This window comes from Amycolatopsis sp. NBC_01480 (genome assembly GCF_036227205.1).
Taxonomy (GTDB): Bacteria; Actinomycetota; Actinomycetes; order Mycobacteriales; family Pseudonocardiaceae; genus Amycolatopsis.
This window is the reverse complement of sequence record NZ_CP109442.1, coordinates 3,060,083-3,085,007: the sequence shown is the minus strand read 5'-3', so window position 1 is coordinate 3,085,007 and position 24,925 is coordinate 3,060,083. Positions and strand designations below refer to the sequence as shown.

The 24,925-nt window shown below is 68.9% G+C and carries 27 protein-coding genes and 1 tRNA gene; 14 read left to right on the top strand and 14 right to left on the bottom strand.

Annotated elements, in window-relative coordinates:
• Nucleotides 1-18: 18 nt before the first annotated feature.
• The 3 genes from OG371_RS14665 to OG371_RS14655 are packed head-to-tail and all read right to left on the bottom strand — an operon-like array spanning nucleotide 19 to nucleotide 2,305.
• A complete protein-coding gene (locus tag OG371_RS14665) occupies nucleotides 19-1,269 on the bottom strand; it encodes a hypothetical protein (RefSeq protein ID WP_329069505.1) in 1,251 nt (416 codons plus the stop codon).
• A gap of 1 nt (nucleotide 1,270) precedes the next feature.
• On the bottom strand, nucleotides 1,271-1,882 hold the full coding sequence (locus OG371_RS14660) for a DUF3558 domain-containing protein (protein WP_329069503.1): 612 nt from the start codon (nucleotides 1,880-1,882) through the stop codon (nucleotides 1,271-1,273).
• On the bottom strand, nucleotides 1,883-2,305 hold the full coding sequence (locus OG371_RS14655; RefSeq protein WP_329069500.1) for a PE domain-containing protein: 423 nt from the start codon (nucleotides 2,303-2,305) through the stop codon (nucleotides 1,883-1,885). It lies immediately after the preceding gene.
• 361 nt (nucleotides 2,306-2,666) lie between these two features.
• Here OG371_RS14655 and OG371_RS14650 point away from each other — a divergent pair, with 361 nt between their 5' ends.
• Together OG371_RS14650 and OG371_RS14645 are read left to right on the top strand one after the other, a co-directional pair.
• Complete coding sequence (locus OG371_RS14650; protein WP_329069498.1) at nucleotides 2,667-4,994, top strand: oxidoreductase; 2,328 nt, start codon at nucleotides 2,667-2,669, stop codon at nucleotides 4,992-4,994.
• 17 nt (nucleotides 4,995-5,011) lie between these two features.
• Nucleotides 5,012-5,473 carry an SRPBCC family protein gene (locus OG371_RS14645; RefSeq protein ID WP_329069497.1) on the top strand — a complete coding sequence of 154 codons (462 nt, stop codon included), beginning with the start codon at nucleotides 5,012-5,014 and terminating at the stop codon, nucleotides 5,471-5,473.
• Nucleotides 5,474-5,482: 9 nt separating this feature from the next.
• Here OG371_RS14645 and OG371_RS14640 read toward each other — a convergent pair whose 3' ends face one another.
• The gene (locus tag OG371_RS14640) at nucleotides 5,483-6,058 is read right to left on the bottom strand and encodes a hypothetical protein (protein ID WP_329069495.1); all 576 of its coding nucleotides are present in this window, start codon (nucleotides 6,056-6,058) and stop codon (nucleotides 5,483-5,485) included.
• A 178-nt stretch (nucleotides 6,059-6,236) separates the two neighbouring features.
• Between OG371_RS14640 and OG371_RS14635 the strand changes: the two genes are divergently transcribed.
• Genes OG371_RS14635 through OG371_RS14625 form a run of 3 tightly spaced genes read left to right on the top strand, consistent with a single transcriptional unit; the run spans nucleotide 6,237 to nucleotide 10,289 of the window.
• On the top strand, nucleotides 6,237-8,060 hold the full coding sequence (locus tag OG371_RS14635; RefSeq protein WP_329073059.1) for an NHL domain-containing thioredoxin family protein: 1,824 nt from the start codon (nucleotides 6,237-6,239) through the stop codon (nucleotides 8,058-8,060).
• Between the two features lies 1 nt (nucleotide 8,061).
• On the top strand, nucleotides 8,062-8,394 hold the full coding sequence (locus tag OG371_RS14630; protein ID WP_329069493.1) for a GroES family chaperonin: 333 nt from the start codon (nucleotides 8,062-8,064) through the stop codon (nucleotides 8,392-8,394).
• Between the two features lie 23 nt (nucleotides 8,395-8,417).
• Nucleotides 8,418-10,289 carry a VanW family protein gene (locus OG371_RS14625; RefSeq protein WP_329069491.1) on the top strand — a complete coding sequence of 624 codons (1,872 nt, stop codon included), beginning with the start codon at nucleotides 8,418-8,420 and terminating at the stop codon, nucleotides 10,287-10,289.
• Nucleotides 10,290-10,412: 123 nt separating this feature from the next.
• Here the strand turns inward: OG371_RS14625 and OG371_RS14620 are convergent, their stop codons facing one another.
• The 4 genes from OG371_RS14620 to mug form a co-directional block, all read right to left on the bottom strand.
• Complete coding sequence (locus OG371_RS14620; RefSeq protein ID WP_329069489.1) at nucleotides 10,413-10,688, bottom strand: GlsB/YeaQ/YmgE family stress response membrane protein; 276 nt, start codon at nucleotides 10,686-10,688, stop codon at nucleotides 10,413-10,415.
• 200 nt (nucleotides 10,689-10,888) lie between these two features.
• Entirely contained in the window at nucleotides 10,889-12,733 is a 1,845-nt protein-coding gene (locus OG371_RS14615; protein WP_329069487.1) for an acyl-CoA dehydrogenase, read from the bottom strand.
• A 158-nt stretch (nucleotides 12,734-12,891) separates the two neighbouring features.
• Nucleotides 12,892-13,680, bottom strand: coding sequence for a response regulator transcription factor (locus tag OG371_RS14610; protein ID WP_329069485.1), 789 nt, complete (start codon nucleotides 13,678-13,680; stop codon nucleotides 12,892-12,894).
• A 264-nt stretch (nucleotides 13,681-13,944) separates the two neighbouring features.
• A complete protein-coding gene (gene mug / locus OG371_RS14605; RefSeq protein ID WP_329069483.1) occupies nucleotides 13,945-14,523 on the bottom strand; it encodes a G/U mismatch-specific DNA glycosylase in 579 nt (192 codons plus the stop codon).
• 29 nt (nucleotides 14,524-14,552) lie between these two features.
• On the opposite strand from mug, the gene OG371_RS14600 reads away from it, so the two are divergent.
• On the top strand, nucleotides 14,553-15,218 hold the full coding sequence (locus OG371_RS14600) for a class I SAM-dependent methyltransferase (protein WP_329069481.1): 666 nt from the start codon (nucleotides 14,553-14,555) through the stop codon (nucleotides 15,216-15,218).
• A 46-nt stretch (nucleotides 15,219-15,264) separates the two neighbouring features.
• On the top strand, nucleotides 15,265-15,441 hold the full coding sequence (locus tag OG371_RS14595) for a hypothetical protein (protein ID WP_329069477.1): 177 nt from the start codon (nucleotides 15,265-15,267) through the stop codon (nucleotides 15,439-15,441).
• On the opposite strand, the gene OG371_RS14590 is transcribed toward OG371_RS14595, so the two are convergent.
• On the bottom strand, nucleotides 15,382-16,023 hold the full coding sequence (locus OG371_RS14590; protein ID WP_329069475.1) for a VanZ family protein: 642 nt from the start codon (nucleotides 16,021-16,023) through the stop codon (nucleotides 15,382-15,384). The genes OG371_RS14595 and OG371_RS14590 overlap by 60 nt on opposite strands.
• Nucleotides 16,024-16,113: 90 nt before the next feature.
• Nucleotides 16,114-16,257, bottom strand: coding sequence for a hypothetical protein (locus OG371_RS14585; protein ID WP_329069473.1), 144 nt, complete (start codon nucleotides 16,255-16,257; stop codon nucleotides 16,114-16,116).
• Between the two features lie 189 nt (nucleotides 16,258-16,446).
• Here OG371_RS14585 and OG371_RS14580 point away from each other — a divergent pair, with 189 nt between their 5' ends.
• The 3 genes from OG371_RS14580 (at nucleotide 16,447) to OG371_RS14570 (ending at nucleotide 19,455) form a co-directional block, all read left to right on the top strand.
• Nucleotides 16,447-17,238: an alpha/beta fold hydrolase gene (locus OG371_RS14580; protein WP_329069471.1), complete on the top strand. Its 792-nt coding sequence runs from the start codon at nucleotides 16,447-16,449 to the stop codon at nucleotides 17,236-17,238.
• 109 nt (nucleotides 17,239-17,347) lie between these two features.
• Nucleotides 17,348-19,036: a bifunctional metallophosphatase/5'-nucleotidase gene (locus tag OG371_RS14575; protein WP_329069469.1), complete on the top strand. Its 1,689-nt coding sequence runs from the start codon at nucleotides 17,348-17,350 to the stop codon at nucleotides 19,034-19,036.
• 92 nt (nucleotides 19,037-19,128) lie between these two features.
• Entirely contained in the window at nucleotides 19,129-19,455 is a 327-nt protein-coding gene (locus tag OG371_RS14570) for an MmcQ/YjbR family DNA-binding protein (protein ID WP_329069468.1), read from the top strand.
• Nucleotides 19,456-19,488: 33 nt separating this feature from the next.
• Here OG371_RS14570 and OG371_RS14565 read toward each other — a convergent pair whose 3' ends face one another.
• Nucleotides 19,489-20,016, bottom strand: coding sequence for a GNAT family N-acetyltransferase (locus OG371_RS14565; RefSeq protein WP_329069466.1), 528 nt, complete (start codon nucleotides 20,014-20,016; stop codon nucleotides 19,489-19,491).
• Between the two features lie 10 nt (nucleotides 20,017-20,026).
• Nucleotides 20,027-20,404 (bottom strand): nitroreductase family deazaflavin-dependent oxidoreductase, encoded by a 378-nt coding sequence (locus OG371_RS14560; RefSeq protein WP_329069464.1) that lies wholly within the window; start codon nucleotides 20,402-20,404, stop codon nucleotides 20,027-20,029.
• A gap of 147 nt (nucleotides 20,405-20,551) precedes the next feature.
• Between OG371_RS14560 and OG371_RS14555 the strand changes: the two genes are divergently transcribed.
• Both OG371_RS14555 and OG371_RS14550 read left to right on the top strand, forming a co-directional pair.
• Nucleotides 20,552-21,202 (top strand): hypothetical protein, encoded by a 651-nt coding sequence (locus tag OG371_RS14555; protein ID WP_329069462.1) that lies wholly within the window; start codon nucleotides 20,552-20,554, stop codon nucleotides 21,200-21,202.
• Nucleotides 21,203-21,398: 196 nt separating this feature from the next.
• Nucleotides 21,399-21,578: a YegP family protein gene (locus OG371_RS14550; protein WP_329069461.1), complete on the top strand. Its 180-nt coding sequence runs from the start codon at nucleotides 21,399-21,401 to the stop codon at nucleotides 21,576-21,578.
• A gap of 67 nt (nucleotides 21,579-21,645) precedes the next feature.
• On the opposite strand, the gene OG371_RS14545 is transcribed toward OG371_RS14550, so the two are convergent.
• Nucleotides 21,646-21,716 (bottom strand) — tRNA-Gly (locus tag OG371_RS14545).
• A 106-nt stretch (nucleotides 21,717-21,822) separates the two neighbouring features.
• On the opposite strand from OG371_RS14545, the gene OG371_RS14540 reads away from it, so the two are divergent.
• Nucleotides 21,823-23,073 (top strand): oxygenase MpaB family protein, encoded by a 1,251-nt coding sequence (locus tag OG371_RS14540; protein WP_329069459.1) that lies wholly within the window; start codon nucleotides 21,823-21,825, stop codon nucleotides 23,071-23,073.
• 24 nt (nucleotides 23,074-23,097) lie between these two features.
• Nucleotides 23,098-23,679 (top strand): dCTP deaminase, encoded by a 582-nt coding sequence (gene dcd / locus OG371_RS14535; RefSeq protein ID WP_091624924.1) that lies wholly within the window; start codon nucleotides 23,098-23,100, stop codon nucleotides 23,677-23,679.
• Here the strand turns inward: dcd and OG371_RS14530 are convergent.
• Complete coding sequence (locus tag OG371_RS14530; RefSeq protein ID WP_329069456.1) at nucleotides 23,676-24,866, bottom strand: FAD-dependent oxidoreductase; 1,191 nt, start codon at nucleotides 24,864-24,866, stop codon at nucleotides 23,676-23,678. The genes dcd and OG371_RS14530 overlap by 4 nt on opposite strands.
• Nucleotides 24,867-24,925 lie beyond the last annotated feature (59 nt).

Sequence of the window (24,925 nt, the reverse complement as noted above, 5' to 3'; positions counted from 1 at the left end):
TTCCCCCCTTCGGCACGCCTAGGCCCCGATCACCGGTGGCGTCGGCTTGTCCCCGTCGTAACCGCCGAAGATGGAGTCCGGGTCCTCTTCGGACAGTAGGACTTTGCGTTGGTGCTCTTCGTCTTCCGCACCTTTGCCGCCCTTGGCCCCCTGGCCCATGCCGCCCATTCCGGGCTGCCCCTTGGCCCCGGCGGCGCCGGCCCCCATCCCGGTCCGCGCGGCCCCGGCACTTTCGCCGCCGGCGCCGGCTCCGCTGCCTGCCCCGCCCCCGATCCCGGCACGACCGCCGGACGCCCCGCCGCTGCCGAAGCCGCCTGCCTTGGCTCCGGCGCCTGGCCCGAACCCGCCGCCGCTGCTTCCGCTCCCGCCGAACCCGCCAACGGGCCCGAACCCACCGGAAAACCCGCCCCCGCCGGAACCTCCGCCGGGCCCGCCACTTCCCGGCCCGAACCCGTTGCCGATCACACCGGTCACCGGCCCGCTCTGCGCAGGCGGCGGTGAGGGATTCGCCCAGGCCGCACTGGTGTGGTCGTCCCCAGGACTCCCCGGCGACGGCACGTTCACCCCACCGCCAGGCCCACCCCCATGACTCCCGGGCGGCGGAGGCGCCTGATACCCAGCCGCCCCCGGCGGCGCGCTGTAGGAGCTGGGACCGCCGCTGTAACCACCGGAATGGCTGGAGGAATGCCCGCCACTGCCGGAACTGTGATGCCCGCCTGAGGTGGTCCCGGGGGCAACCGGATCGGGCGTGATCCCACCGGCCGACACGTTCGGATCATGTGCAGCGGGATAATCGGGTGCCAGCGTTGAGGAGCGCGGCTGGGTGCTCTGGTAGTAAGGCTCGTACAGATCGACATTGAATCTGGTATCCGAGTCGAACTGTGCGGCCTTCTTTTCGTCGTCGCTCGCGCCGATCGAGATCCAGTCTCCGAACGAATTGTCGTCCGGCCGATCCTTGTCTACAGGCCGTGCCGTGTCGCGTACGTGAGCGAAGGCTGTGACCTGTTCCTGCATCGAGCGCTGCGCCCGGTCCAGATTCTCAGCTGCGATCTGCGAAGACTGGATCAGTGGTCGCAATCCTGCGGCAGCGCCGTCCGCGGCTTCGCCTTTCCAAAAGGAGTTGAGCGAGCTTTGAGTGTCGGTAATCGTCTGCGCCAACTGCTCGTGAATACCCTTGAGTTTCCCGGAGGAATTTTGGGCGGCAGTAAGCGTGGATGTGTCGCCAGGTTCGTGTATCTTCTGGTAGATCTCCCAGCCGCTGTAGGTCATTTCACGCACCCTTCAAATGTTGGATCGCGAATTGAGCTACCTTTGTTGCGATACTACATGGGTCGGATCGGTTCGGATTGGAAGTGTCGAGGAGAGCGTCTATTGTATAGGTGAGATCGTTGCGCATACCTACGGCCAGTGTGCACCGCCCGTCGCCCTCGCCGCCTTGCGCGTAGACAACGGCCGGGTAGCCGTTGATCGGCGGTTGGGGTTTGAAAGTTGTCAGCGAGCCGTCTTTGCTGCTGGCGTAGAGGCTACTCAGGCCCTGTTTGTTGGCCACCACGAGCCCGGCGCTGATCGTGCCGTACTCGCCTGTGTAGGTCCAAACGCACTGGCGCCCTGTGGACAAGTCCTCAGGAGTTGCACTCTCGACTTTTCCGCCGAGTGATTCGATCTGAGCTGAGGTTGCTGCGCTGCAAGGGTCGGACTCGAGAGCGGAGGCGTTCGTCAAAGGTTCGGCGACGTTCGGCGCTCCGTCGGACGGAAGTCCTCCGCCGGAAGTGGTCGAAGGAGGCGGCGTCGTGGCAGTACCCGACGATGTGCCGTCACAGCCGGAGGTAATGGTGACAACGGCAAGCGCGAGTGCAGACGCGGCGATCCGGCGGTTGTGCATTCAGTCGGCCTTTCCGGTTCCTCGAAGTGCATCGAGCGCGGCTTGGTCCTGCCGCTGGTACGCATCGCTGATCTCTTGCAGTTTGTCACGGTAGGCGGTCAGGTAGTTGACCGCGCTATCCAGGAACTGCTGATAGGCGACGCCGGAGTTCTTGGCCGTAGCCGCGTAGCCCTGGCTGCCGACTTCGCTGCCGGGCGCTCGGACCTGCACGAGGTTGGCGGCTTCGTTCCGGGCGGTGCGGAGGTCGGTGTGGAGGGTCTGATCGATCTCTTTGATGACCTTGGCCATGGCCGCAGGCTCGAATTTCCATCCACCATTCGCGGCGGCGGACGCGAAGTCCGCTTGCGCCTGGCCGGCACCGAGCGTCTTGTAGTTCGGCGGCTCACCCGTGGTTGCCACCTGCCCGACCACGGGCAGCGGCATTGACGGGCTCCCCCGAGGTGGCTGCGTCGAACTGCCGGACGTGGTCGACTGCAGGTACTGATTCACGAACGGCTGTCCGCCGGTCCCTTGATCTCCCATGGTCGTGCCTCCCCGCACGGGCCGCTCGGGTCCTGGGGTGCGGCCTACCCTCTGTTCTGTTCCAGCTCCGGCTAGTGACCTTAGCAGGCACGGAACACGCACAAGTCCGGTTCAGGCAAGATCACCCGGCTCGGGCGTTACCTCCGAATATCACGATGAGTAGTCATCGCGGAGCGGCAAGTTACCGGCATTGGACACGCTGACCGGGCTACTCCATTAGGCCGCTTGCGTCCCCGTCGCTCATCCGATTCGCTGGGGGCCGATGCCCGGGGGAGTAAGGGAGCACGTGCCGACCGACACGACGTTGCCGCCGCTGGATCCGTTCGACGGGGTGCCCGACAAGCGGTACGAGGTGAAGGCCGCGGACCTGCTGAAGCCCGGGAGCGGCGGGATCCTGCGGTGGCGCAGGCAGGCCACCAACGCGCCCATCGTGCAGGTCGAGGACGCCTACATCACCGGGACGCTCGACCTGCGGGCCGCGGACCTCAACTACCTGTTCCGGTTCGAGCGGTGCCGGTTCGAGCATCCGCCGGACGTGCGTGAGGCGACGTTGCTGGGGCTGGTCTTCCGCAAGTGCTGGCTGCCGGGGCTCAAGGCGCGCAACCTCCGCAGCCGCAACGACTTGCGGTTGATCCGGAGCATGGTGGAGGTCGGGCCGGAGGAACGCGAGATCGAGGAGACGACCGTCCAGCGTGGGGACGATCGGGAGCGCGGCGTGCCCAACGCCGCCGTCAACCTCACCGACGCGGTCATCGACGGGTCCGTCGTGCTCACCCGCACCACCATCAGCCACCGGCACGGCAAAGCCATCCAGGGCGACCGGCTCGTGATCACCGGCGCGCTGCTCGCGTACCGCATGGTCGCGAACGGCGAGGTCCGCCTGCCCGGCATGCGCACGGGTGGCAACGTCAACTTCTCCGGCGCCACGTTCGACAACCCGGACGGCTTCGCGCTCAACGGCAACGGCCTCCACATCGGCGGCAGCCTGCTCTGCGAGGTGGACAACTACGGGCCTGCCAGTGAGCGCAAACGCTTCTCCGCCAACGGGATCCTCTACCTACCCAGCGCCACTGTGGACAGTGACATCGTGCTGCGCGAGGCCAAGCTGACCGTGGACCAGAACGGGCCCATCGTCGTGGACGCGTGGAAGTCCAACGACCCGTACCTCGACCCGCGGCCCGCGCTCGTCGCCGATCGGCTGAAGGTCGACGGGAACCTCGAGCTGTCCGACGGGCTCCAGGCGTTCGGCACGCTGCGCATGGTCAACGCGCGCATCGGCGGCTCCCTGCGGCTCGCCGGCGCCGAGATCAAGATGGCCCGCGGCCGCCAGGCGCCGTTCTACGACCGCGCCCTGCACCTCGACGGCTCCACCATCGGCGGCGACGTCGAGGCCACCAGCCTGCGCGTGCCGGTCGGCCAGCTGCGGCTGGCGGACGTCACCGTCGGCGGCAACTTCCTCGCCTGGAACTCGATGTTCCTGCACCCCGGCCGCGACGCGTTTTCCGCGCGCCGCGCCAAGATCTCCGGAAATCTCCAGCTCACGGACGCCACAGTGCAGGGCACGCTGCGCCTGCAGGGCGTGGAGGTCGGCGGCAGCCTGAACCTGTGCGGCACCAAGATCACCGACCCCGGCCGGCGCACCTCCAGCAGCTTCTCGCTCGACGTGCGCACCGCGCGGATCGGCCGTGACGTCGTGCTCACCGAGGACAAGGACCGCCCGTTCCTCGCGGAGGGCGGCGTCAACCTCGACGGCGCGCAGATCGCACGGCGCCTCGAACTGCGGGGCGCGCGGCTCGGATCCCTTGCCCCGCACGGGATCGCCCTCGACGCCAGCGACGTCGCCGCCGACGAGTTCCTGCTCACGCCCGCCGAACCGCCCGCCGGCCGGGTCATCCTGCGCCGCGCGCACTGCGGCACCCTCGGCGACAACGAGCACTTCTGGGCCTCCGCCGACGGCATCGAGCTTGACGACTTCCGTTACGACGCCCTGAAAGTCGGCATCGCGCTCGACGACGACCGGTCCCTCGACCACCGGATCGTCCTGCTGCGCAAGGCGATGCGCGGTTACCGGCCCGGCCCGTACGACCAGCTCGCTTCCACTCTGCGCGCGGCGGGAAACGAAGAGCACGCGTCGACGGTGGGGTTGCGCAAGCAGCAGTTCCGCTACGAAGCGCTGGCCAAGGGCTTCAAGATCTTCGGCCCCGGCGTGCTGTTGTGGAGCTGGCTGCAGCGGTCGATGGTCGGCTACGGCTACCGGCCGGTGCGCGCGCTGGGCTGGCTGCTGATGTTGCTCGTGGTCGGCAGCCTGTGGTTCGGCCTCGGCACCGACGACTGCGTCACGCACCCCGGCCTGTACGCGATCAGCGACGGCAAGCGCTGCCTGGTCAACCAGCAGGACACCGGCCTGCAGTGGAATCCGGTGATCTACACGGCCGACCTGCTCGTGCCGATCGTGGACTTCGGCAACAAGTCGCGCTGGTATATGCACGGCGCGGACAACTGGGTGGCCGCGGGCATCACGGCGTCCGGCTGGATCCTGGCGACGACCGTCGCGGCCGGTGTCAGCCGGATGCTGCGCCGCGACAACTGATCCCATACCCTCGGTATGTGAACTCCTCTGACGCCACCGGCCACATCGACGTCGCCGTTTCGCCCGCGCAGGTGTACGCCCTGGTCAGCGACCCGGCGCAGCTCGCGGGCATCGCGGCGGAATACCAGGGGCACCGCTGGCTGGACGGCGCCCGCGCGTCGGCCGTCGGCGCGCGCTGGCGCGGCACCAACCGAAACGGCCTGTTCCGCTGGAACACCACGTCCACGGTCACCGCTGCGGACGAGGCCCGCCGCTTCGCCTTCGACGTGGCGTTCGGCCCGGTTCCGGTCGCCCGCTGGGAATACGCGATCGAACCGACGCCGACGGGCTGCACGGTCACGGAGCGCACCTACGATCGTCGCCCGGCGTGGTTTCGCCGGCTTTCCGTGCTGGGCACCGGTGTCCGGGACCGCAAGTCCGCCAACGAGCTGAACATCGCCGAGACGCTCATCCGCCTCAAAGCCACCGTGGAAGCTTGAAAACCAGCCTCAGTCCACGAAACGCGACCAGAACGGCACTTCCCGCACGCCCTCGGACGGCGGCTCCCCCAGCGGCTCCCCGCCGAACTCGTGGCGAAGGTAACCGCGCAGATTCCAGCCGTACGGCACGATGTCCGTCTGATAAACCGACAACACCGGATAACCCGACTCGCCGGGCGTGGCCGGCAGGTAGCGGTGCCCGCACACCGGCACGAGCTGCGGCACCGAGGCGAGGTGCCGCCGCGCGGCCGCCAGCGCGTTCGACAGGACACGCGGGCGCGGCCCCCAATCGGGTAACCACAGCGCGCTGTGCTCGACGTCGTAGAGGACGCCGTCGACGGGCCAGTCCAGGCGTTTGCGCAGCTGGTCCGGGTTGCCGCAGCGCCAGTCCGGCCAGCGGTCGCCGACCGGGACGCCCGCGCGCAGGAACACGCGGTGGTCTTCGGCGAAGCGGAAGCCGAATTGCTGCTGGACGTCGTCGAGTTCGGCGTCCGTGAGGCCGGGCCGCAAGGGTTCGCGGAGGTTCTCCTGAAGGCTCCGGGCCTCCTCCACGCTGAGTGCGCCGGCCGGGTGGACTGTCGACATGCGAAGAAGCGTACGTAGCGGAAGCATCGCGCCGCGCGTCCTTTTCCGCTCCGTTGACGCCTCCCTCGGCGGGGTGAGGTTCTTCTCTCAGACCGCGAATATGGGAACACAGCGTGAGCGGATGTAGTTCACTCGTTCCGTGACTACCTCACCGCAGCCCGCAAAGCCGCAGGCGCGGGTGCGCGCGCCCGAACTCGCCGGCGACGTCTGGCTCAACACCGGTGGCCACCGGCTCACCCTCGCCGAGCTGCGCGGACGCATCGTGCTGCTCGATTTCTGGACCAGCGGCTGCGTCAACTGCCTGCACGTCCTCGACGAGCTCCGGCCGCTCGAGGAGGAGTTTTCCGACGTCATGGTCACCGTGGGTGTGCACTCGCCGAAGTTCCTGCACGAGGGCGAACGCGCGTCGATCGAGGCCGCCGTCCGGCGTTACGAGGTGCACCACCCCGTCGTCAACGATCCGCAAATGGCGCTGTGGTCGCAGTACGCCGTGCGCGCGTGGCCGACGCTGGTGGTCGTCGACCCCGAGGGCTACGTCGTGCACGTCGCCGCGGGTGAGGGCCATGGCGAGGCGCTTCGCCGCGTCGTCGCCGACCTCGTGGTGAAACACGCGGCCAAAGGCACGCTTCGCCGCGGCGGCAACCCGTACGTGCCGGTCGAGGAGCAGGACGGCGAGCTGCGCTTCCCGAGCAAGGCCGTCGCCACCGCAGAGGGCCGGATCCTGGTCGCCGACACCGGCCACCACTCCGTCGTCGAATTCGCTTCCGACGGCGAGACCGTGATCCGCCGCTTCGGCAGCGGCGAGCGCGGCGCGCAGGACGGCCCGTTCGACCTCGCCACCTTCACCGAGCCGTCCGGCATCGCGCTGCTGCCCAACGACGTTGCCCAGCGCGTCGGGTACCACGCCGTCGTCGCCGACACAGCCGGCCACCGGCTGCGCGGCCTCGACCTCAACACCGGCGAGGTCAGCACCATCGCGGGCACGGGCCGGCAGTGGCGCGACGGCTCCGACACCGGCAAGGCCGTGGACGTCGACCTCACCAGCCCGTGGGACGTCGCGTGGTGGGCCCCCGCGGGCGGCGTGGTGGTCGCCATGGCGGGCAACCACACGCTGAGCGTCTTCGACCCGGCTTCCGGCGACATCCGGCGCTTCGCGGGCACCACCGTCGAAGGCCTGCGAGACGGCGACGTGCACGAAGCGTTCTTCGCGCAGACCTCCGGCCTCGCGCCCGACGGCGACAAGCTCTGGCTCGCCGACGCCGAAACGTCCGCGCTGCGCTGGATCGAGCCCGAGGGCGAGTCGTTCACCGTGCACACCGCGATCGGCGTCGACCTGTTCTCCTTCGGCCACTCCGACGGCCCGGCCGACCAGGCCCTGTTGCAGCACCCGCTGGGCCTCGCCGTGCTGCCGGGCGACCGCATCGCCATCGCCGACACGTACAACGGCGCTGTACGCCGCTACGACCCCTTCACGCGCGAAGTCACGACGCTCGCCAACGGGCTCGCGGAGCCGCAAGGCCTGCTTCTGCACGACGGCGTGCTGCTGGTCGTCGAGTCGGCGGGCAACCGCGTCGCGCCGGTCGGCGTCGAGGCGACCACCGTCGCGGGCACCGCGCACGCCGTGCGCCGGCCGCCGACCGTGCTGGCGCCCGGAAACGTCGAGTTCTCCGTCGTTTTCGCCCCGCCGCCGGGCGAAAAGCTGGACGAGCGCTACGGGCCGTCGACGCGGCTGGAGATCAGCGCGTCGCCTCCGGAACTGCTCGCCGACGGCGCCGGGGTCGGCACGGACCTGGTGCGCCGGGTCCGGTTCGCCGAGGGCGTAACCGAAGGCGTGCTTCAGGTTGTCGCGCAGGCCGCGAGCTGCGACGAGGGCGGCGAGCACCCCGCGTGCCGCATCACGCGACAGGACTGGGGCGTGCCGGTGCGGTTCGAGGCCGGCGGCCAGCGACAGCTCAGCCTGGTCATGGCGGGCGAGCCGAAGGGGACCCCGCCCGGTCAGTAGCATGAGCGACGTGTCCGACGGCCCCCAGCTCGAGATCCAGATGCTGCACGACCGGGTGCTCGTGCGGCTGTCCCCCGAGGAGGGCGAGCGACGCAGCAGCGGCGGCATCGTCATCCCGGCGACCGCGCAAGTGGCGCGCAGGCTCGCCTGGGGTGATGTACTGGGCGTGGGCAACAGCGTGCGCAACGTCAAGCCGGGCGACCGGGTGCTTTTCAACCCTGAAGACCAGTTCGAGGTCGAGATCAAGGGCGAGGGGCACCTGGTGATGCGCGAGCGGGACATCCACGCCGTCGCCACCGAGCGGACCGAACACGGCACGGGGCTGTACCTGTAGCTCGGGACAGGGGGAGGGCAGGCGTGCGCGAAGACGAGACCTCGCAAGACCTCTTCTTCGACGACCTGCTGCACGGTTCCGAGGAAGACCGGGCCGCCGGCTCGCTCTCCGAAGACCTTCTCCCGGACGACCTGGCCACGGAGATCTTCGCCGTCGTCGGCTCGCCCCCGCCGCCCGATACGCCGGCGCGGCGGGTCCGCCGCAAGATCGGCCGCACGTTCATGGTCGTCGGCGGTCTGATGGGGTTGTTCGTGCTGCTGTACGGCCTCGACCTGATCGTCAGCGCGGGCGACGTGCCGCGTGGGGTGGTCGTGGCGGGCATCGACGTCGGCGGCCTCTCGCACGCCGACGCCGAGGCCAAGCTGCGCGCCGAGCTCCAGCCGCGGCTGACGCAGCCGGTGCAGGTGCACGGCGGCGACGTCACGACGACGTTGCTACCCGCCGAGTCCGGCCTCGGCCTGGACTGGCCGGCGACCCTCGCGCAGGCCGGGCACCAGCCGTTGAGCCCGATCACGCGGATCATGTCGTTCTTCAGCACCCGCGAGGTCGGGGTGGTCACGCGCTCGGACCAGCAGGAGGTCCGCCAGGCGGTGCAGTCGCTGGCCGACGTGCGGCTGAACCACCCGCTGGTCGAGGGCAGCATCGGGTTCCTGCCGAAGGCCGGGACGGACGTGACGCCGTACCCCGTCGAGCCGCGACAGGGCCAGTCGCTGACCGACATTCCCGCGGCGGTGCAGGCGGTGATCGCGGACTGGCTCGCGCCGGGCGGCGTGCCGCTGCGGATGGACGTGACGCCGCCGAAATCGACGTCGGCCGGAGTGCACGCGCTGCTGGAGCAGGTGGTGACGCCCGCGGTGGCGAAGCCCGTCGTGGTGCACGGCCAGGACAAGGACGCGACGCTGACGCCGGCCGCCATCGCGGCGTCGTTCCAGTTCGCGCCGCGCGACGGCGGCAGCCTGGAGCTGCGGATCGACCAGGGCAAGCTGCAGCAGGCCGTGCAGGCGGACCTGGCGTCGACCGAGACCGACGGGCGCGACGCGCAGATCGTGTTCACCGCGGGCGTGCCGGCCGTGCAGCCGTCCGAGGACGCGCGGAAGATCAACTGGGCCAACACTTTCAAGCCGATCACGCAGGTGCTGGCGAAGCCGGACGGCCGGGACCTGAGCGTGGCGTACGACGCGACGAAGCCGAGCATGACCACGGAAGCGGCGTCGGCGCTGGGCATCAAGGAGGTGATCGGCGAGTTCACCACCAGCGGCTTCAGCGGCCCGGCGGCCACGAACATCCAGACGCTCGCCGACCGCGTCTCGGGCGCCATCGTGAAGCCGGGCGAGACGTTCAGCCTCGGCGCGCGCTCGGGCGCCCGGACCACGGCGAACGGCTACGTCAGCGCACCCGTCGACGAGGACGGCACGGGCCCTTCGGTGGTGGGCGGCGGAGTTTCGCAGCTCGCGTCCACTTTGTACAACGCGGCGTACCTGGCCGGCCTCGGCGACGGCGGCCACGCCGCGCACGACCACTACCTGGACCGCTACCCGGCGGGCCGCGACGCGGCGGCCGTCGACGCGTCGGGAAACCCGGTGGAGCTGAAGATCGCGGACACCATGCCGACCGGCTTCGCCATCCAGGCCTACGCCGGCGGCGGCTCGGTGACGGTGCGGATCTGGGGCACCAAGCAGTACCGGGTGGAAGGCCGCACGGGCGCTGAGACGAACCAGGTCTCGCCGCCCATCCAGTTCGGCCCCGGCCCGGACGGCACCTGCCAGGCCTCGGTCGGTGCCACCGGGTTCAGCGTTTCGGACACCCGGGTCTTCTACGATTTGGCTACCGGCAACGAAATCCGCGAGGAAACCCGCAACACGACTTATGCGCCGCAGCCGATCGTGTTGTGCTAGCTGAAGATCGAGCTGCCGTTGTCTGAGTGTCCGATGTGGACAAAATAACGGCCCGGAAAAGGCCGATCCGGCCCGCTGTCAAGCAAAGCGGGCCGGATCGGGAGCGAACGAGAACCGAAGGTGCTACCTGTTGACGCTGCGCCTGCCGTAGATCCCGGCCACCAGGCTGACGCCGATCGCGGCGATCACCACCTGCGTGATGATCTCGAGCCAGTCGATGCCCTTCGTGTCGGCGTAGCCGATCCCGCGGGCGATCCAGGTGCCGACGAAGGCCGCCACGATGCCGACCACGATCGTCAGCCAGATCGGGATGGACTGCTTGCCGGGCGCGAACAACCGGCCGAGCAGGCCGAGGATCAAGCCGATCACGATGGCGCTGATGATGCCTGAGACGGTCATCGAAACTCCTCTGCCTGAAACGGAGTCCGCGGTACCGGCCGCGGACGCTGTCGGAATTCCCCTCGCCGGGGCGGTCGAAACCTCGGTTCCAGGGCATTACACCCACCGGGCACCACCGCCCCGCCAGTCACAACCGGCGAAGTCACCCGAAAGAAAAACCCCCGGTGCGCGGGCACCGGGGGTTTTTCTCGCTCAGTGGCTCAGAAGGCCGCCTCGTCCAGGTCCATCAGCGTGTTGTCGGCCGTCTCGACGATCGCGCGGCGCGCGGTCAGCTCCGGCAGCACGGACTTGGCGAAGAACGAGGCCACGGCGACCTTGCCCTCGTAGAACGGCACGTCCTTGGCCGATGCGCCGGCGTCCAGCTTGGCGATGGCCACCTCGGCGCCCTTGAGCAGCTGCCAGCCGACCAGCAGGTCGCCCACCGACATCAGCAGCCGCACCGTGTGCTGGCCGACCTTGTTGATGCTCTGCGAGTCCTCCTGCGAAGCGGTCAGGTAGCCGATCAGCGAGCCGAGCATGCCCTGCGTGTCCTCGAGGGCCTGCTTCAGCAGCGCGCGCTCGTTCTTGAGCCGGCCGTTGCCCGCCTCGGCTTCGAGGAACTTCGTGATCTCGCCGGCCACGTACGCGAGCGACTGGCCCTTGTCGCGGACGATCTTGCGGAAGAAGAAGTCCAGCGACTGGATCGCCGTGGTGCCCTCGTACAGCGAGTCGATCTTCGCGTCGCGGATGTACTGCTCGATGGGGTAGTCCTGCAGGAAGCCGGACCCGCCAAGGGTCTGCAGCGACTGCACGAGCTGCTCGGTCGCGCGCTCGGAGCCGACGCCCTTGACGATCGGCAGCAGCAGGTCGTTGACGCCGTGCGCCAGCTTCAGCGAAGCCTCGTCGCCTTCGCCGGTCCACAGCTGGTCCTGGAACGAAGCCGTGTACAGGTACACCGCGCGCAGGCCCTCCGCGTACGCCTTCTGCAGCATCAGCGAACGGCGGACGTCCGGGTGGTGCGTGATCGTGACGCGCGGCGCGGCCTTGTTCAGCATGTTCGGCAGGTCGGCGCCCTGCACGCGCTCCTTGGCGTAGTCGCGCGCGTTCAGGTAGCCGGTGGACAGCGTGGCGATGGCCTTGGTGCCGACCATCATCCGGGCGTACTCGATGACCTGGAACATCTGCGCGATGCCGTTGTGCACCTCGCCGAGCAGCCAGCCCTTGGCCGGGGTGCCGTGCTGGCCGAAGGTCAGCTCGCAGGTGGTGGACGCCTTGATGCCCATCTTGTGCTCGACGTTGGTGACGTAGGCGCCGTTGCGCTCGCCCAGCTCGCCGGTCTTCGAGTCGAAGTGGTACTTCGGCACCAGGAAGAGCGAAAGGCCCTTCGTGCCGGGCTTGGTCTCGATGCCGGGGCCCTCGGGACGCGCCAGCACGAGGTGCATGATGTTTTCGCTCATGTCGTGCTCGGCGGAGGTGATGAACCGCTTCACGCCGTCGATGTGCCAGGAGCCGTCTTCCTGCTTGACGGCCTTGGTGCGGCCCGCGCCGACGTCGGAGCCGGCGTCCGGCTCGGTCAGCACCATCGTCGCGCCCCAGGCGCGGTCGATCATGATCTGCGCCCAGTGCTGCTGCTCTTCGGTGCCGTTCTTGTTCACGATCATCGCGAAGTTCGGGCCCGCCATGTACATGAACAGCGGGGCGTTCGCGCCGAGGATCAGCTCGGCCGCGGCCCACTGCACCGTCGGGGGCAGGCCGAAGCCGCCGAGGTCGTTGGTCAGCCCGAGGCGCCACCACTCGCCGTCCATCAGCTGCTGGTAGCTCTTCTTGAACGACTCGGGGATCTTGACGCTGAACGTCTTGGGGTCGTACACCGGCGGGTTCCGGTCCGCATCGGCGTAGGACTCGGCCAGCGGGCCGGTGGCGAGCTTGTTCAGCTCGGTCAGCACCCCGCGCGCGGTCTCCTCGTCCGATTCGGCGAGCACGCCCTTGCCCAGGCGTTCCTGTACGCCGAGCACCTCGAAGAGGTTGAACTCCAGGTCTCGGACGTTGCTCTTGTAGTGGCCCATGTCGTCACTCCGTTTTGTGTTCGGCTTTCCGGCCGGGCGCAGTTCCCTTACTCGCCGGTAACTTCAGGATATTACCTACGAGTAACTCCGAGCAAGTGAAACCCTGCTTCCAGGGGTGGAATTCAGCCGAAAAACCCACATCCACCTGGACGACGAGGTCAGGGGGTGCCGCGCGCCACGGCGGGCTGGGCGGGCGCGGGGTTGTGGCCGTCGTCCGCGCGCGGGATCAGGATGCCGGTGCGGAACGCGATGGTCACGGCATGTGTCCGGTCGCGTGCGGAAAGCTTGCGCAGGATGCTCTTCACGTGCGTCCGGACCGTTTCCACGGACAGGAACAGCAGCTTCGCGATCGCCGAGTTCTCCAAGCCTTCGGCCACGAGTTGCAACACCTGGTACTCACGGCGCGAAAGCGGCATCGCGCCCTTCGGCTGCGCCAGGTGGTCCGCGTCCGGCGCCGCTCTGGGGGACGGCTGCCGTTTTGGTCTGGCGGTGAGCGCGGCCAGCGCCGGGTCGATGTAACGACGGTCGGAGTGCGCGCGCCGGATGGCCTCCGCGAGCCGGCGCGGGTCCACCGAGCGCGGCACGATCGCGTGCGCGCCCGCGCCGATGGCGGTGGCCAGGTACTGCTGCGTCCGGTTCGCGTCGCGGACCAGCACGACCAGCAGCAATGCCGGATCGCCCGAGGCCAGCAGCTTGGTGAGGTGGCCATTGGGGTCCAGCGCCGAGTCGAGGATGACGACGTCGGGGCGCACCTGTTCGCACAGCTGGAGCGCGGAGTGGTGGCTCGCCGCCTGGCCCGCCCAGTGCAGGCCGGGGCTGCGGTGCACCATCGCGGCCAGGCCCTCGCGGAAGATCGGAATGGGATCGACCACTGCGACCCCGAGGCTGCGGCTCGCGCCGGGCTGCCCCGGCGTGACGGTCGGTCGGTGGGGCTCGATGCCGCGCATCTCGGGCCTCCGTACTCCAGGTCGTTCCCGGGCTTCCGGACTACTCGGCACGCCCCCCGGCGTGCCGTCCGGCGCCACCCGATCCCCCCTGCTGGGACCGGACGGGAACGACACCTTGTCTCTGATTCGAGTCCCTGGGAGGCCCCTCGTGACGCAGTTTCCCCCTCATGGCCGTATCGGTTGGTCGCAGCAAACTCTCCGTAGAAAAGTGGCTGTGATCAGGGCCTATTCGACGGGCTTCAGCCGAGTTCGTACGTCGGTCTGCTACTGAGGGTGTAACCCGTTAGATGGACGCTCGGTAACAAGCTGTGTGCGGAGCGCGGCGAACTCCTCAGCCAGTCCGACAGGCGTCCAATGGGCGTTGAGGCCGCTCGGGTTGGGCAGTGCCCACACGTTCGTGGCCCCGATCATGCCTGCTTGACGCCCGACACGCGCCTTCGACTCGCCGAACGCGAGGCGATAAGCCGTGATGCCCAGTACGGCCAGCCAGCGCGGTTTCGCCTGCTCGACCTTCGCGACCAGCGCCTGGCCGCCCGCGCGCAGCTCTTCGTCGTCCAGCTCGTCCGCCCGCGCGGTGGCCCGGTCCACGACGTTGGTGACGCCGAGCTTCAACGCGAGGAGCTCGTGCTGCTCACTCGGGTCGAACTGCCGCGGCGTGAAACCGCTGCGATGCAGGGCCGGCCAGAACCGGTTGCCGGGCCGCGCGAAATGCACGCCGAGCACGGCGGAGTAGAGGCTCGGATTGATGCCGCAGAACAGCACATCGAGGCCGGGCGCCACCACGTCCGGAACGGTGGTGCCATACGCGGCGGCGAGCTGTTCCTTCGTCGGCCGGGTGCTCATGCCGCCCAGTCTCCGGCACGCTGGGCGCCATGGGTGTCACGGCCGTCGGTTGCCCGGTGGACGTCTACCTCCGGCTGCCGACGTCGGGGGAACCCGAGATCGTGCACGGCGCGGTGCCTGCCGGCGCTTCGATCCTGGAGCTGGGCAGCGGGTGTGGCCGCGTGACGCATCCGCTCGTGGCGCTCGGCCACCGAGTCGTCGCGGTGGATGACTCGCCGGAGATGCTCGCGCACGTCCGCGAGGCCGAGACGGTCTGCTCGCGGATCGGCGACCTGAGGCTGGGGCGGTGCTTCGACGTCGTGCTGCTCGGCAGCCACCTGCTCAACACGCCTGACCCGGTGGAAGCGCGGGCGCTGCTGGCGGCAGCCCGGCGACATCTCGTTCCCGGCGGGGTGGTGCTGGTCGAATGGCATCAGCCGGAGTGGTTCGACCGCGTGGCGAGCGGTTCGGGCGGGCAGCTGGGCGACGTGGCCGTCGCGCTGGAGGACGTCGCCCGCGATGGCGACCTGCTGTCCGCGGCCGTCCGATACAGCGTCGGCGGCGAGGCTTGGCGGCAGGAATTCACCTGCCGCCGGCTGTCTCCCGAAGCCCTCAGCAAGGCCCTGACCTCGGCCGATCTGGCTTTCGACCGCTGGGTGACCGCTGACCGGGACTGGTTCTCCGCACACGGGGTAGCGAAGCCGCCACCGGGCTAGGTAGCCTGTGTGATCTCTCGCACAACGACGTCGGAGAGGAGGCCACGTGCCGGTTTCGCTCGTTCTCGGGCTGGTGGCCCTGGTCATCGCCGTCGCCGCGCTGATCGTGGTCCTGGAGGACCGGCGCGCCGCCAAGCGGGCGGCGCTGCGGCGCAAGGCCCGGTTAGCGCGTATGGGCGAGGTCGACCCGCTCGCGCCGGGACGTCTGCGCGTGGACCGCTGAAGGAACGGCGCGCAGAGCGAGCAGCAAAGCCGCGAAGAGCCAGCCGACGCCGGCGCCGACCGTGTTGGTCATGATGTCGTCGACGTCGAAGATGCGGTAGACGAACGGCGCGGTGCCGAAGTTCGCGGTGAGCTGCGTGATCTCGATGGCCAGTGAAGCGGCGGCGCCGATCGCCAGCGTCCCGACCAGCCCGCGGCGCCACAGGATCCGGGCGAACACCCCCAGCGGCACGAACAGCAGCACGTTCAGCGCGACCTGCTGGAAGGTCTGAGTGGTGAACCAGTGCGAGGTCGACAGGCCGTGCTTCAGCAGTTCGGTGTGGATGTCGCTGATCCACTGGAACGGCCGCAACTGCACGGTCTGCTCGAGCCGCCGACTGTGCGGCCCGGGCAACGGCAGAAACACAACGGCAAGCGTCATGCACGCGTAGAACACGACGGCGGCCGTGGTCACCAGCCCGCGCACCCATGGCCGCCCATAGCGGGCGAACTGCAGCACCAGCTGGGGGACGAGGATCGTCGCCCACACCGCGAGGAACCCGATGAGGCCGTACTGCAGGGCCGTGACCTGTGCGTTCGTCATGGCTTGAACGTTATGGATCTTGGGCCCCGGCCACTTCGGTCGAAGAGCCAGGTGCTCCGGCCGGGGGTCGGCCATCTGGCCGAGGTGGTGTCAAGCCGATTGGCCAGGCTCTTGCTCGGCGTCGCGCTCCCGCTCCCGGTCTTCGGCGCGCTCGGCCCGCCAGGCGCTGAAGATCGTCCCGCCCACCAAAACCCCGACGACCACGATCACGGTCAGGACGATCTGCAGTTCCATGCGCTCCCCGGGTGCGTGTCGCAATGCGGCGTCCGGGTCATCGGTGCGGCCGGGGCGGGTGTTACGGCTGTGCTCGTCGTGGGGGTTGGCCCGAGTTGTCCGCCAGCCACCCCAGCAAAAGGCGGACGCGAGAGTAACTGTTACTCGAAGTACTAGAAATCCCCGCCACCAGCGCTTACGCTCTCGATCATGGACGACGTCGTCTACACACGCGTGGGGGAAGGCGCGCCGCTGGTGTTGATCCACGGGGTCGGGCATCGGCGGCAGGCGTGGGATCCCGTGGTGCCGTTGCTGGCGCCGCACCGGGACGTGATCGCGGTTGACCTGCCCGGGTTCGGGGAGTCGCCGCATCGGGATGGGGCCTACGGGATCGAGCCGGCGCTCGAGACGTTCGCGCGGTTGTTCCGGCGGCTCGGGATCGAAAAGCCGCACGTCGCGGGGAACTCGCTTGGCGGACTGCTGTCCCTCGCGCTCGGGGAGGCCGGGCTGGTCCGCAGCGTCACCGCGCTGTCGCCCGCCGGGCTGTGGACGCCGTGGCAGCAGCAGTACGCGCTGACCGTCCTGCGCACCCTCCACACGCTCGCCCGGCACACGCCCGAGCGGCGCGTCCGGCAACTCGCCACCACGGCCGCCGGCCGGAAGGCGCTGACCGGGTTGATCTACGCCAACCCCTCGGTGCTCACCCCGCAAGTGGTCGTCGACGATGTTCGCGCGCTCGGCCGCGCCGAAGGGTTCCTCCCGACACTCGCCCAGGCCAAGGGCGGTTTCCACTTCACCGGGCCGGTCCGCGCCGACGTCCCGGTCACCATCGCGTGGGCCGAGCGCGACCGGGTGCTCGCGCGCCCCAAGGCGGAAGCGCTCAAGGCCGTCGCTCCGCAGGCTCGCCTGATCACGCTGCGCGGTTGCGGGCACGTGCCCATGAGCGACGCGCCGGACGTCGTCGCGCGCGTGCTGCTCGACGGCAGCGCCAACGCCGGGTGACATTTCCCTATCGCCCTCCCTTTTCCTCTGGTGACGAACCCTCCTCTTTGGGCAGACTGCGACGCCGTGCGCCCGTTTAGGGGACATCGGGCGCGAAACCGGAGGAAACATGAGGCTCTTCACCCGGCTCGCGGTCACCGCCGCGGCCGCACTGGCGACGGTGGCCGTCACGAGCGCACCCGCGTCGGCGGCCCAGACCACGGACGTCCGGATCATCACGTTCAACGACCTGCACGGGAACCTCGAGCCGCCCGCCGGTTCGAGCGGGCGCGTGACGCAGTCGGACGGCTCCACTGTGGACGCGGGCGGCGCCGCTTACCTGGCGACGCACGTGAAGCAGCTGCAGTCGCAGGTCCGCAACTCGATGGTGCTGTCCGCGGGTGACAACATCGGCGCGTCGCCGGTGGTCTCCGCGCTCTTCCACGACGAGCCGACCATCGACTTCCTCAACATGCTCGGCGTCAAGGCGTCCGTGGTGGGTAACCACGAATTCGACGAGGGCTACCAGGAACTGCTGCGCATGCAGTTCGGCGGCTGCAACAAGACCGACGGCTGCCAGTTCCGCAGTTCCTTCGACGGCGCGAAGTTCCCGTTCCTCGGGTCCAATGTGTACTTCACCAACGGCCTGCCCGCGCTGCTGCCGTTCACCGTCCAGTTCTCCGGCGGCGTGCCGATCGGCGTCATCGGTGCCACGCTGAAGGACCTGCCCACCGTCGTCACGCCGGAAGCCATCAAGGGCCTGAAGTTCGGCGACGAGGTGCAGGCCATCAACCGCACCGCGAACCTGCTCGACGCGCTCGGCATCAAGGCCCAGGTCGTGCTGCTGCACCAGGGCGACAGCACCGAGGTCAACTCCGGCCCCAACGACTGCAAGCTGCAGGCGGACGGCCCGGCGGCGACCATCGCGAAGAACGTCAGCCCCAAGGTCGACGCCATCTTCACCGGGCACAGCCACCAGCAGTACAACTGCGTGATCAACGACCCCGCCGGCCAGCCGCGCGCGGTGATGCAGGGCGCTTCGTTCGGGCGGCTGCTTTCCGTCCTGGACCTGAAGATCGACCTGCGCACGCGCGACGTCGTGCGGTCTCAGACCAAGGCGCACAACGAGATCGTCACCCGCGACGTCACGCCGGACCCGGCCGTGGCCAAGCTCGTCGATGAGGCCAAGACCAAGTCCGCCCCGATCGCGAACAAGCAGGTCGGCACCATCACCGCGGACCTCAAGGCGGCCGGCGCGGCTTCGGGCGAGTCGACGCTCGGCGACGTCCTCGCCGACGCGCAGCTCGAAGGCACCAAGGCCAACAACGCGCAGATCGCCATCACCAACCCCGGCGGCATCCGCGGCGACCTGAACTACGCCTCGTCGCCGAACGGCGAGGGCGACGGCGTGGTCACGTACGGCGAAGCGTTCACCGTGCAGCCGTTCGCCAACATCATGCAGACGATCACGCTCACCGGCGCGAACCTGAAGAACGTGCTGGAGCAGCAGTGGGGTCAGTCGGGCGGCACCAAGATCCTGCAGATCTCGAGCACGCTGCACTACACGTACTCGGCGTCGGCGCCGGTCGGCTCGCGCATCTCGAACATCACCGTGAACGGCACGCCGGTGGACCCGGCCGCGACGTTCCGCGTGTCGGTGAACAACTTCCTCGCCGCGGGCGGGGACGGGTTCACCGAGTTCACGAAGGGCACCGACCTGGCGGGCGGGCCGGTCGACCTGGACGCGCTGATCGCCTACCTCGGCGCGCACCCGGGCGTCGCGCCGCCGCCGGCGGACCGGATCACGGTCACGCCGTAGTTTCCCGATTCACGGAACCCCGCCTCGGCACCTTCGAGGCGGGGTTCCGTTTTCTCCAAGACAACCGCGGCGCGGTCGGCGACGATGGGGCCATGACGACCTGGGAAGAAGTGGTGGCGCTCGGGGCGGAGCTGCCGGAGACCGAGGAGTCCACCTGGTACCGCACCCCCGCGTTGAAGGTGGCGGGCAAGGGATTCGCGCGGCTGCGGACCGAGGCCGAGGGCGGGCTCGTCCTGTTCTGCGGCCTCGACGAGAAGGCGGCGCTGCTCGCCACGGGCGATCCGGCGTTTTTCACCACCCCGCACTACGACGGGCACGGCTCGATCCTGGTCGACCTGGACCGGGTGGACGGGCAGCAGCTGCGGGAGCTGCTGACGGAGTCCTGGCGACGGAAGGCCCCGCGCCGGCTGGTCAGCTGAGCGGTCGAGCGGCGGGACCGGAAAAGCGGGCCCTCACTTGAGTTCCCCCTCGAGCAGGCTCATCAGGTACATGTCGTGGTACTTGCCGTCCTGGCCGCGGAAACACTCGCGGTGCCGGCCGTCCTCGACGAAGCCCAGCTTGCGGTAGACGTGGCGGGCGCGCTCGTTCTCCGCGACCACCCACAGCGCGATCAGGTGCAGGCGCATCATCGTGAAGCCGTAATTGCACATCAGCCGCAGCGCTTCGGTGCCGTAGCCGCCGTCCCAGTGGTCCTTGTCGCCGATGTAGATGTCGACCTCGGCGCGGCCCTGCTCGGGCTCGGCGTCACGCAGGTCGACGACGCCGAGCAGCTTGCCGTCGGCGATCTTCTCGATGCCCAGCACCACGAGTTCGTACGTGTTGACCTTGCGGTCCTCGCAGCGTTTGCGGATCTGGTCGAGTGAGCGCGGGTGGCCGCTGGTCAGCCACTGGCCGAGCTCCCAGTCGTTGACCCAGCGGTACAACGACTCGGCGTCCGACGACTCCAGCGCCCGCAGCCGGACCAGTTCCCCGGTGAGCATCCGCTCCCCCTCACTCCCGTTTGACCAGCAGGAAATCCTGAACGTCGAGCAGGCCGAGGAACTGCCGAACCGGTGTCGGCATCGCCCGGCGGGACTCATCATGCACGAGTTCCGGATCGGTGACGCGGTATTTTCGGTGCCGCGTGATGATCTCCGCGCCACCCGCGGCCAGCACGTTCTTGACCCAGTCGGCGCCGGGGCCGTAGGTCAGCGCCACGGCGAAGCCGTCTTCGGTGCGGAACACGTTCAGCGGCGTCCGGAACTCCTTGCCGGAGCGGCGCCCTTTGTGCACGAGCAGGCCGAAGCCGGGCAGCCACCCGACAAACGGCCCCGAGATCCGGTTTGTCACCACGCGGTTGAAGCGGGCGAGACGTTCTGGCAGCACCATGCCCATGACGATAATCCAACTGGCGTGGAATTACTGCCTGACGTGCGGTGATCCGGGGCCGCGCGCCGTTCGGTGAGGCGGTGCGCGCGGCCGGGCCGCCGGTCTGGTGGGATGTGCGCACACACCGGAACTACGCGGGGAGTGAGCATGTCGACCGAATGGCCGCTGCGACAGGATCCGGAGTCTCCGGTGATCTTCGCGCACGCGCTGATCGAGGACCCCGACCAGCTGGCTTTTGTCGTCCTCGACGATGACGACGACTGGTTCATCAGCGATGGCGCCGAGTTCGACGAGGACATGGACGTCAACCGCGAGCAGTTCGGCGCCCTGCGCCTGCGCGAGGCGGTCGAGCGGATCCCGCAACTCAAGGCGCTGGCCGACCTGCCGCCGGGGATGGCCGCGGACTGGGACCCGGACCGCGCCACCTGGCTCCTCAGCTCCGTCGCGGACTCCGACGACGAGGCCGAGGACGTCGCGATCCGCGAAACGCGCGTCGCCGCCTGGCAACACCCCGGCTCCCCGGTCGAGGAAGTGCAGCTCAGCACCGGCCTCGCCGAGGTCGGAACAGGCCCGGACGCCCCGGCCCGCGCCGTCCGCCAGGTAGTCCGGGAAACCGACGGCACCTGGCTGTTCGTCGGCTTCGAGGTCCCGGAAGCCGAGGATTTCGAGGTCGAGGGCATGGAGTTGGAACACGTCGTGCGGCTTTACCCGGACGTCGTGAACGTGCTGCAGGCGGCGCCGGGTCAGGTTTTCGACCGCGAGGCTCCGGGTGCGGAGTGGGAGCTGGTCGAGGGCTGAGGCCGCTCTCCGGTGAAGAGCCGGCGCACGGTTGCCCCGTGCGCCGGTTTTCCTTTACCGTGTAAATAGTTGGTTGGTAATATTCTTCTCTGATAATCGGGAAAGCGCTTTCTGAAATCTCTTCGACCGTATTCCGTAACAATCAATCGGCCGGGCGCGACGTGAAGTTCCGTAATAAATCGAAGAGGAGAAGATCATGGCTGGGAAGTTCGAGCTGTACAAGGACAAGTCGGGCGAGTTCCGTTTCCGTCTCAAGGCCGGAAACGGCGAGATCATCGCAACGGGCGAATCGTACCCGGCGAAGGCCTCCGCCCAGAAGGGTGTCGAGTCCGTCAAGCGGAACGCCGCGGACGCGGAGATCGTGGACCTGACCTGAGCTGGTCGAGATTCTGGCAATGAAAAGCGCCTTCGGCGAGAGGTTCTCTTGCCGAAGGCGTTATCAGAGCGGATGACGGGAATCGAACCCGCGTATTCAGCTTGGGAAGCTGATGTTCTACCATTGAACTACATCCGCAGTGCCTCGCCAGCATACACGGGGCCGAGGAGCGGCTGTCCAGTGGGTTGACGGCGCGTCGGGGAAGTGACAACACTTGTTGTCGACTCCTGCGGAGGTGGCGGTGATGGACGACCCGGTGTTGTTCCGGCAGGGTGGGTTCCGGCTGGCGGCCCGCGTGCGCGGCGCCGGGGCCAGCGCGGATGAGGCCCAGGTCAGGCGGTTGCGGGAGTTCGCGCAGCGGGAGGATCAGGCTGCGGACGAACTCGTGGCGTGGATCCGGGGGGCCGACGAGAACCAGGAAGACCAGGGAACCCGAGGCAGCAGGGGAAGCCAGGCGAGCCGTGACAACCAGGAGCAGCTGGAGCTGGCCCTCACTCAAGGCATCGACGCCGTACCGAACCCCGCCCCACAACTGGAAACGTTCTTCCGCCAAGTCGAAGCCACCCCGTACTGGGTCGACACCGAACGACTCCACCGCGGCGCCAAAGCGATCACCCGCGCCGGCCTGCTCGGCCTCTTCCCGCTGGGCGACATGTCCCTGATGGGCGGCTACCTGGCCTCACGCGCGACGAAATCGCTGGTCGGGACCAGGGAGATCGAGTATCGGGCCACGCGCCGGCTGGTCGAGACCGCGACGTGGTGGATCGACGTCACCACGCCCGGCGCCATGGCCAAGCACCAGACCGGCTACACCGCCGCGGTGCGGATCCGGCTGGTGCACGCGCATGTCCGCCGGGCCATGAACGAGCGGGAGGACTGGGATTACGAGGCCTGGGACCGGCCCGTCAACCAGGTCCAGACCGCCGGCACCCTCCTGCTCTTCTCCCTCGTTTACGTCTTCGGCACGCAGCTGCTGGGCCTGCGCTACTCCGCCCGCGAGCGCGCCGACATCCTGCACCTCTGGCGCTACATCGGCTGGCTGATGGGCGTCGACGAGGGGCTGCTGCCCGCCGACGAGGACGACGCGTGGCGGCTGCTCTGGGTGCTCGCCGCGACCGAGTTCATCCCGGACGAGGACTCGAAACGGCTGGCCAAAGCCCTGGTCGAAAGCCACGCGTCGATCGGGGCCGGGCGGGGTGCGGCCGGGAAGGTGCTGGCGCACGTGAACGTCGGCGTCCACTCCGCGATCAGCCGGCTGGTGCTCGGGAAGGACAACGCCGACTTCCTGGAGCTGCCGAACGATCCGGTCGCGCAGGCGGCCGTGTTCGCGGTGGCGGGGCTGAACTTCGCGGCCGAGACGGTACGGCTGTGCGTGCCGGGCGCGACCGCGTTGCAGGAGCTGCTCGGCGAGGCCGGGCGCCGCCGCTACCTCAAGCGGCTGCGCGAAGCGTTCAAGCTGGACACGTCGTACCAGCGGCACATGCGCGCGGCCTGAACCGGCCCGGATAGGCTTCGCCCCGTGTTGCTCAGTGACCGTGACCTCCGCAAAGAGCTCGATGCCGGCCGGCTCGGCATCGACCCCTTCGACCCCGCCATGGTCCAGCCGTCCAGCATCGACGTCCGGCTGGACCGGTTCTTCCGCGTGTTCGACAACAGCAAGTACACCCACATCGACCCCCAGCTGCAGCAGGACGAGCTGACGTCGCTGGTCGAAAAAGAGGGTGACGAGCCGTTTGTGCTGCACCCCGGCGAGTTCGTGCTCGGCTCCACGTTCGAGCTGGTCACGCTGGCCGACGACCTCGCGGGCCGGCTCGAGGGCAAATCCTCGCTCGGCCGCCTCGGGCTGCTCACGCACTCGACCGCGGGCTTCATCGACCCCGGTTTCTCCGGCCACATCACGCTGGAGCTGTCGAACGTGGCGAACCTGCCGATCACGCTCTGGCCGGGCATGAAAATCGGCCAGCTGTGCATTTTCCGGCTGTCCAGCGCGGCGGAATTCCCGTACGGCTCGACCCAGGCCGGCTCCCGTTACCAGGGCCAGCGCGGGCCGACGCCCAGCCGCGCGTACAAGAACTTCCACCGCGTCGACACCTGGCGTTAGGCCGAAACCGGCTCCGCCCAATCGATCCGGTGGCTCCACATGAATTCGTTCGGGTCATCGGCGGACGGCTTGCTCATCGCGCGCGTGATGAAGAAATCGCGCACCAGGCGGCCGACGAGCCCGGGCGCGCCCTTCGCGTCACCGTTGCGCTTGCCCTGCGCGACCACCGCTTCGACGCGGGCGCGGCGTAGCGATTCGAACGTCGCCAGCGCGGTTTCCGGCACGTCGCGCAGGCACCGCGCCAGCGTGGCGGCGTCCTCGATCGCCATCGACGCGCCTTGGCCGGCGGCCGGTGACGTCGCGTGCGCCGCGTCGCCGATGATGCCGATCCGGCCGCGGTGCCAGACCGGGACCGACGGGAAGTCGTACGTCGCCCACGGCTGGTAGATCTCCTCGGTCGCCTCGATGATCCGCGCGGCCGGGATCCGGTCGCGCGCGAACAGGCGCAGCAGCTCCGCCCGCCAGGCCGGGCCCGAGAGCGCGGCCAGCTCGGCGCGGTCGGGCTCGTCGGCGTGCGGCACGTTCGCGAACCACCACACTGAGCCGTCCGGGTGCACGACGTGCGCGAAGAACGCCTTCCGGCCGAACGCCATGTGCATCACGCCCGGCTCGTCACCGAGATCGACGCAGGTGACGCGGCCGCCGGTGTTCAGCAGCGGCACATAGCGCGGCTTCGGCGCCGACGGGTCGATGATCCGGCGCACGCGTGAGCGCAGGCCGTCGGCGCCGATCAGCAGGTCGCCGGACGCCGTGGTGCCGTCCTCGAACTGCGCGGTGACCTGCGAAGACGTCTGAGTCGCGTCGACCAGCCGCTTGTTGTACGCGGTCGGCACGCCGCGTCTGGCTGCTTCGTCGCGAAGGGCTGCGTACAGGTCGGCGCGCCAGACGGTCTGGCCCACGGTCCCGTCCGGCAGTGCTCCGCCGAGCGGGAACTCCGCCAGCCGCTTGCCGTTGCCGAGCCCCATCGACATCCGCGGGGTGTTGAAACCGAGGCCTTTGACCAGCGGTTTCAGCCCGAACGGCGCCAGCGCGTCGAGCCCGTTCACGGCGAGCGTGAGGAACGCCCCGACGCCGTCCGCGGTCCTGTCGTACGCCTCGTACAGCGCGGGCTCGTGCCCCACCTCGTGCAGCGCGATCGCCGTGATCGTGCCCGCGATGCCCCCGCCGGCGATCAGTACCCGTGCCATGTCTACTCCCCTGCAAAGTATCTCTGTAACTAATTCGTTCTGTCGAACTAAATACTCCG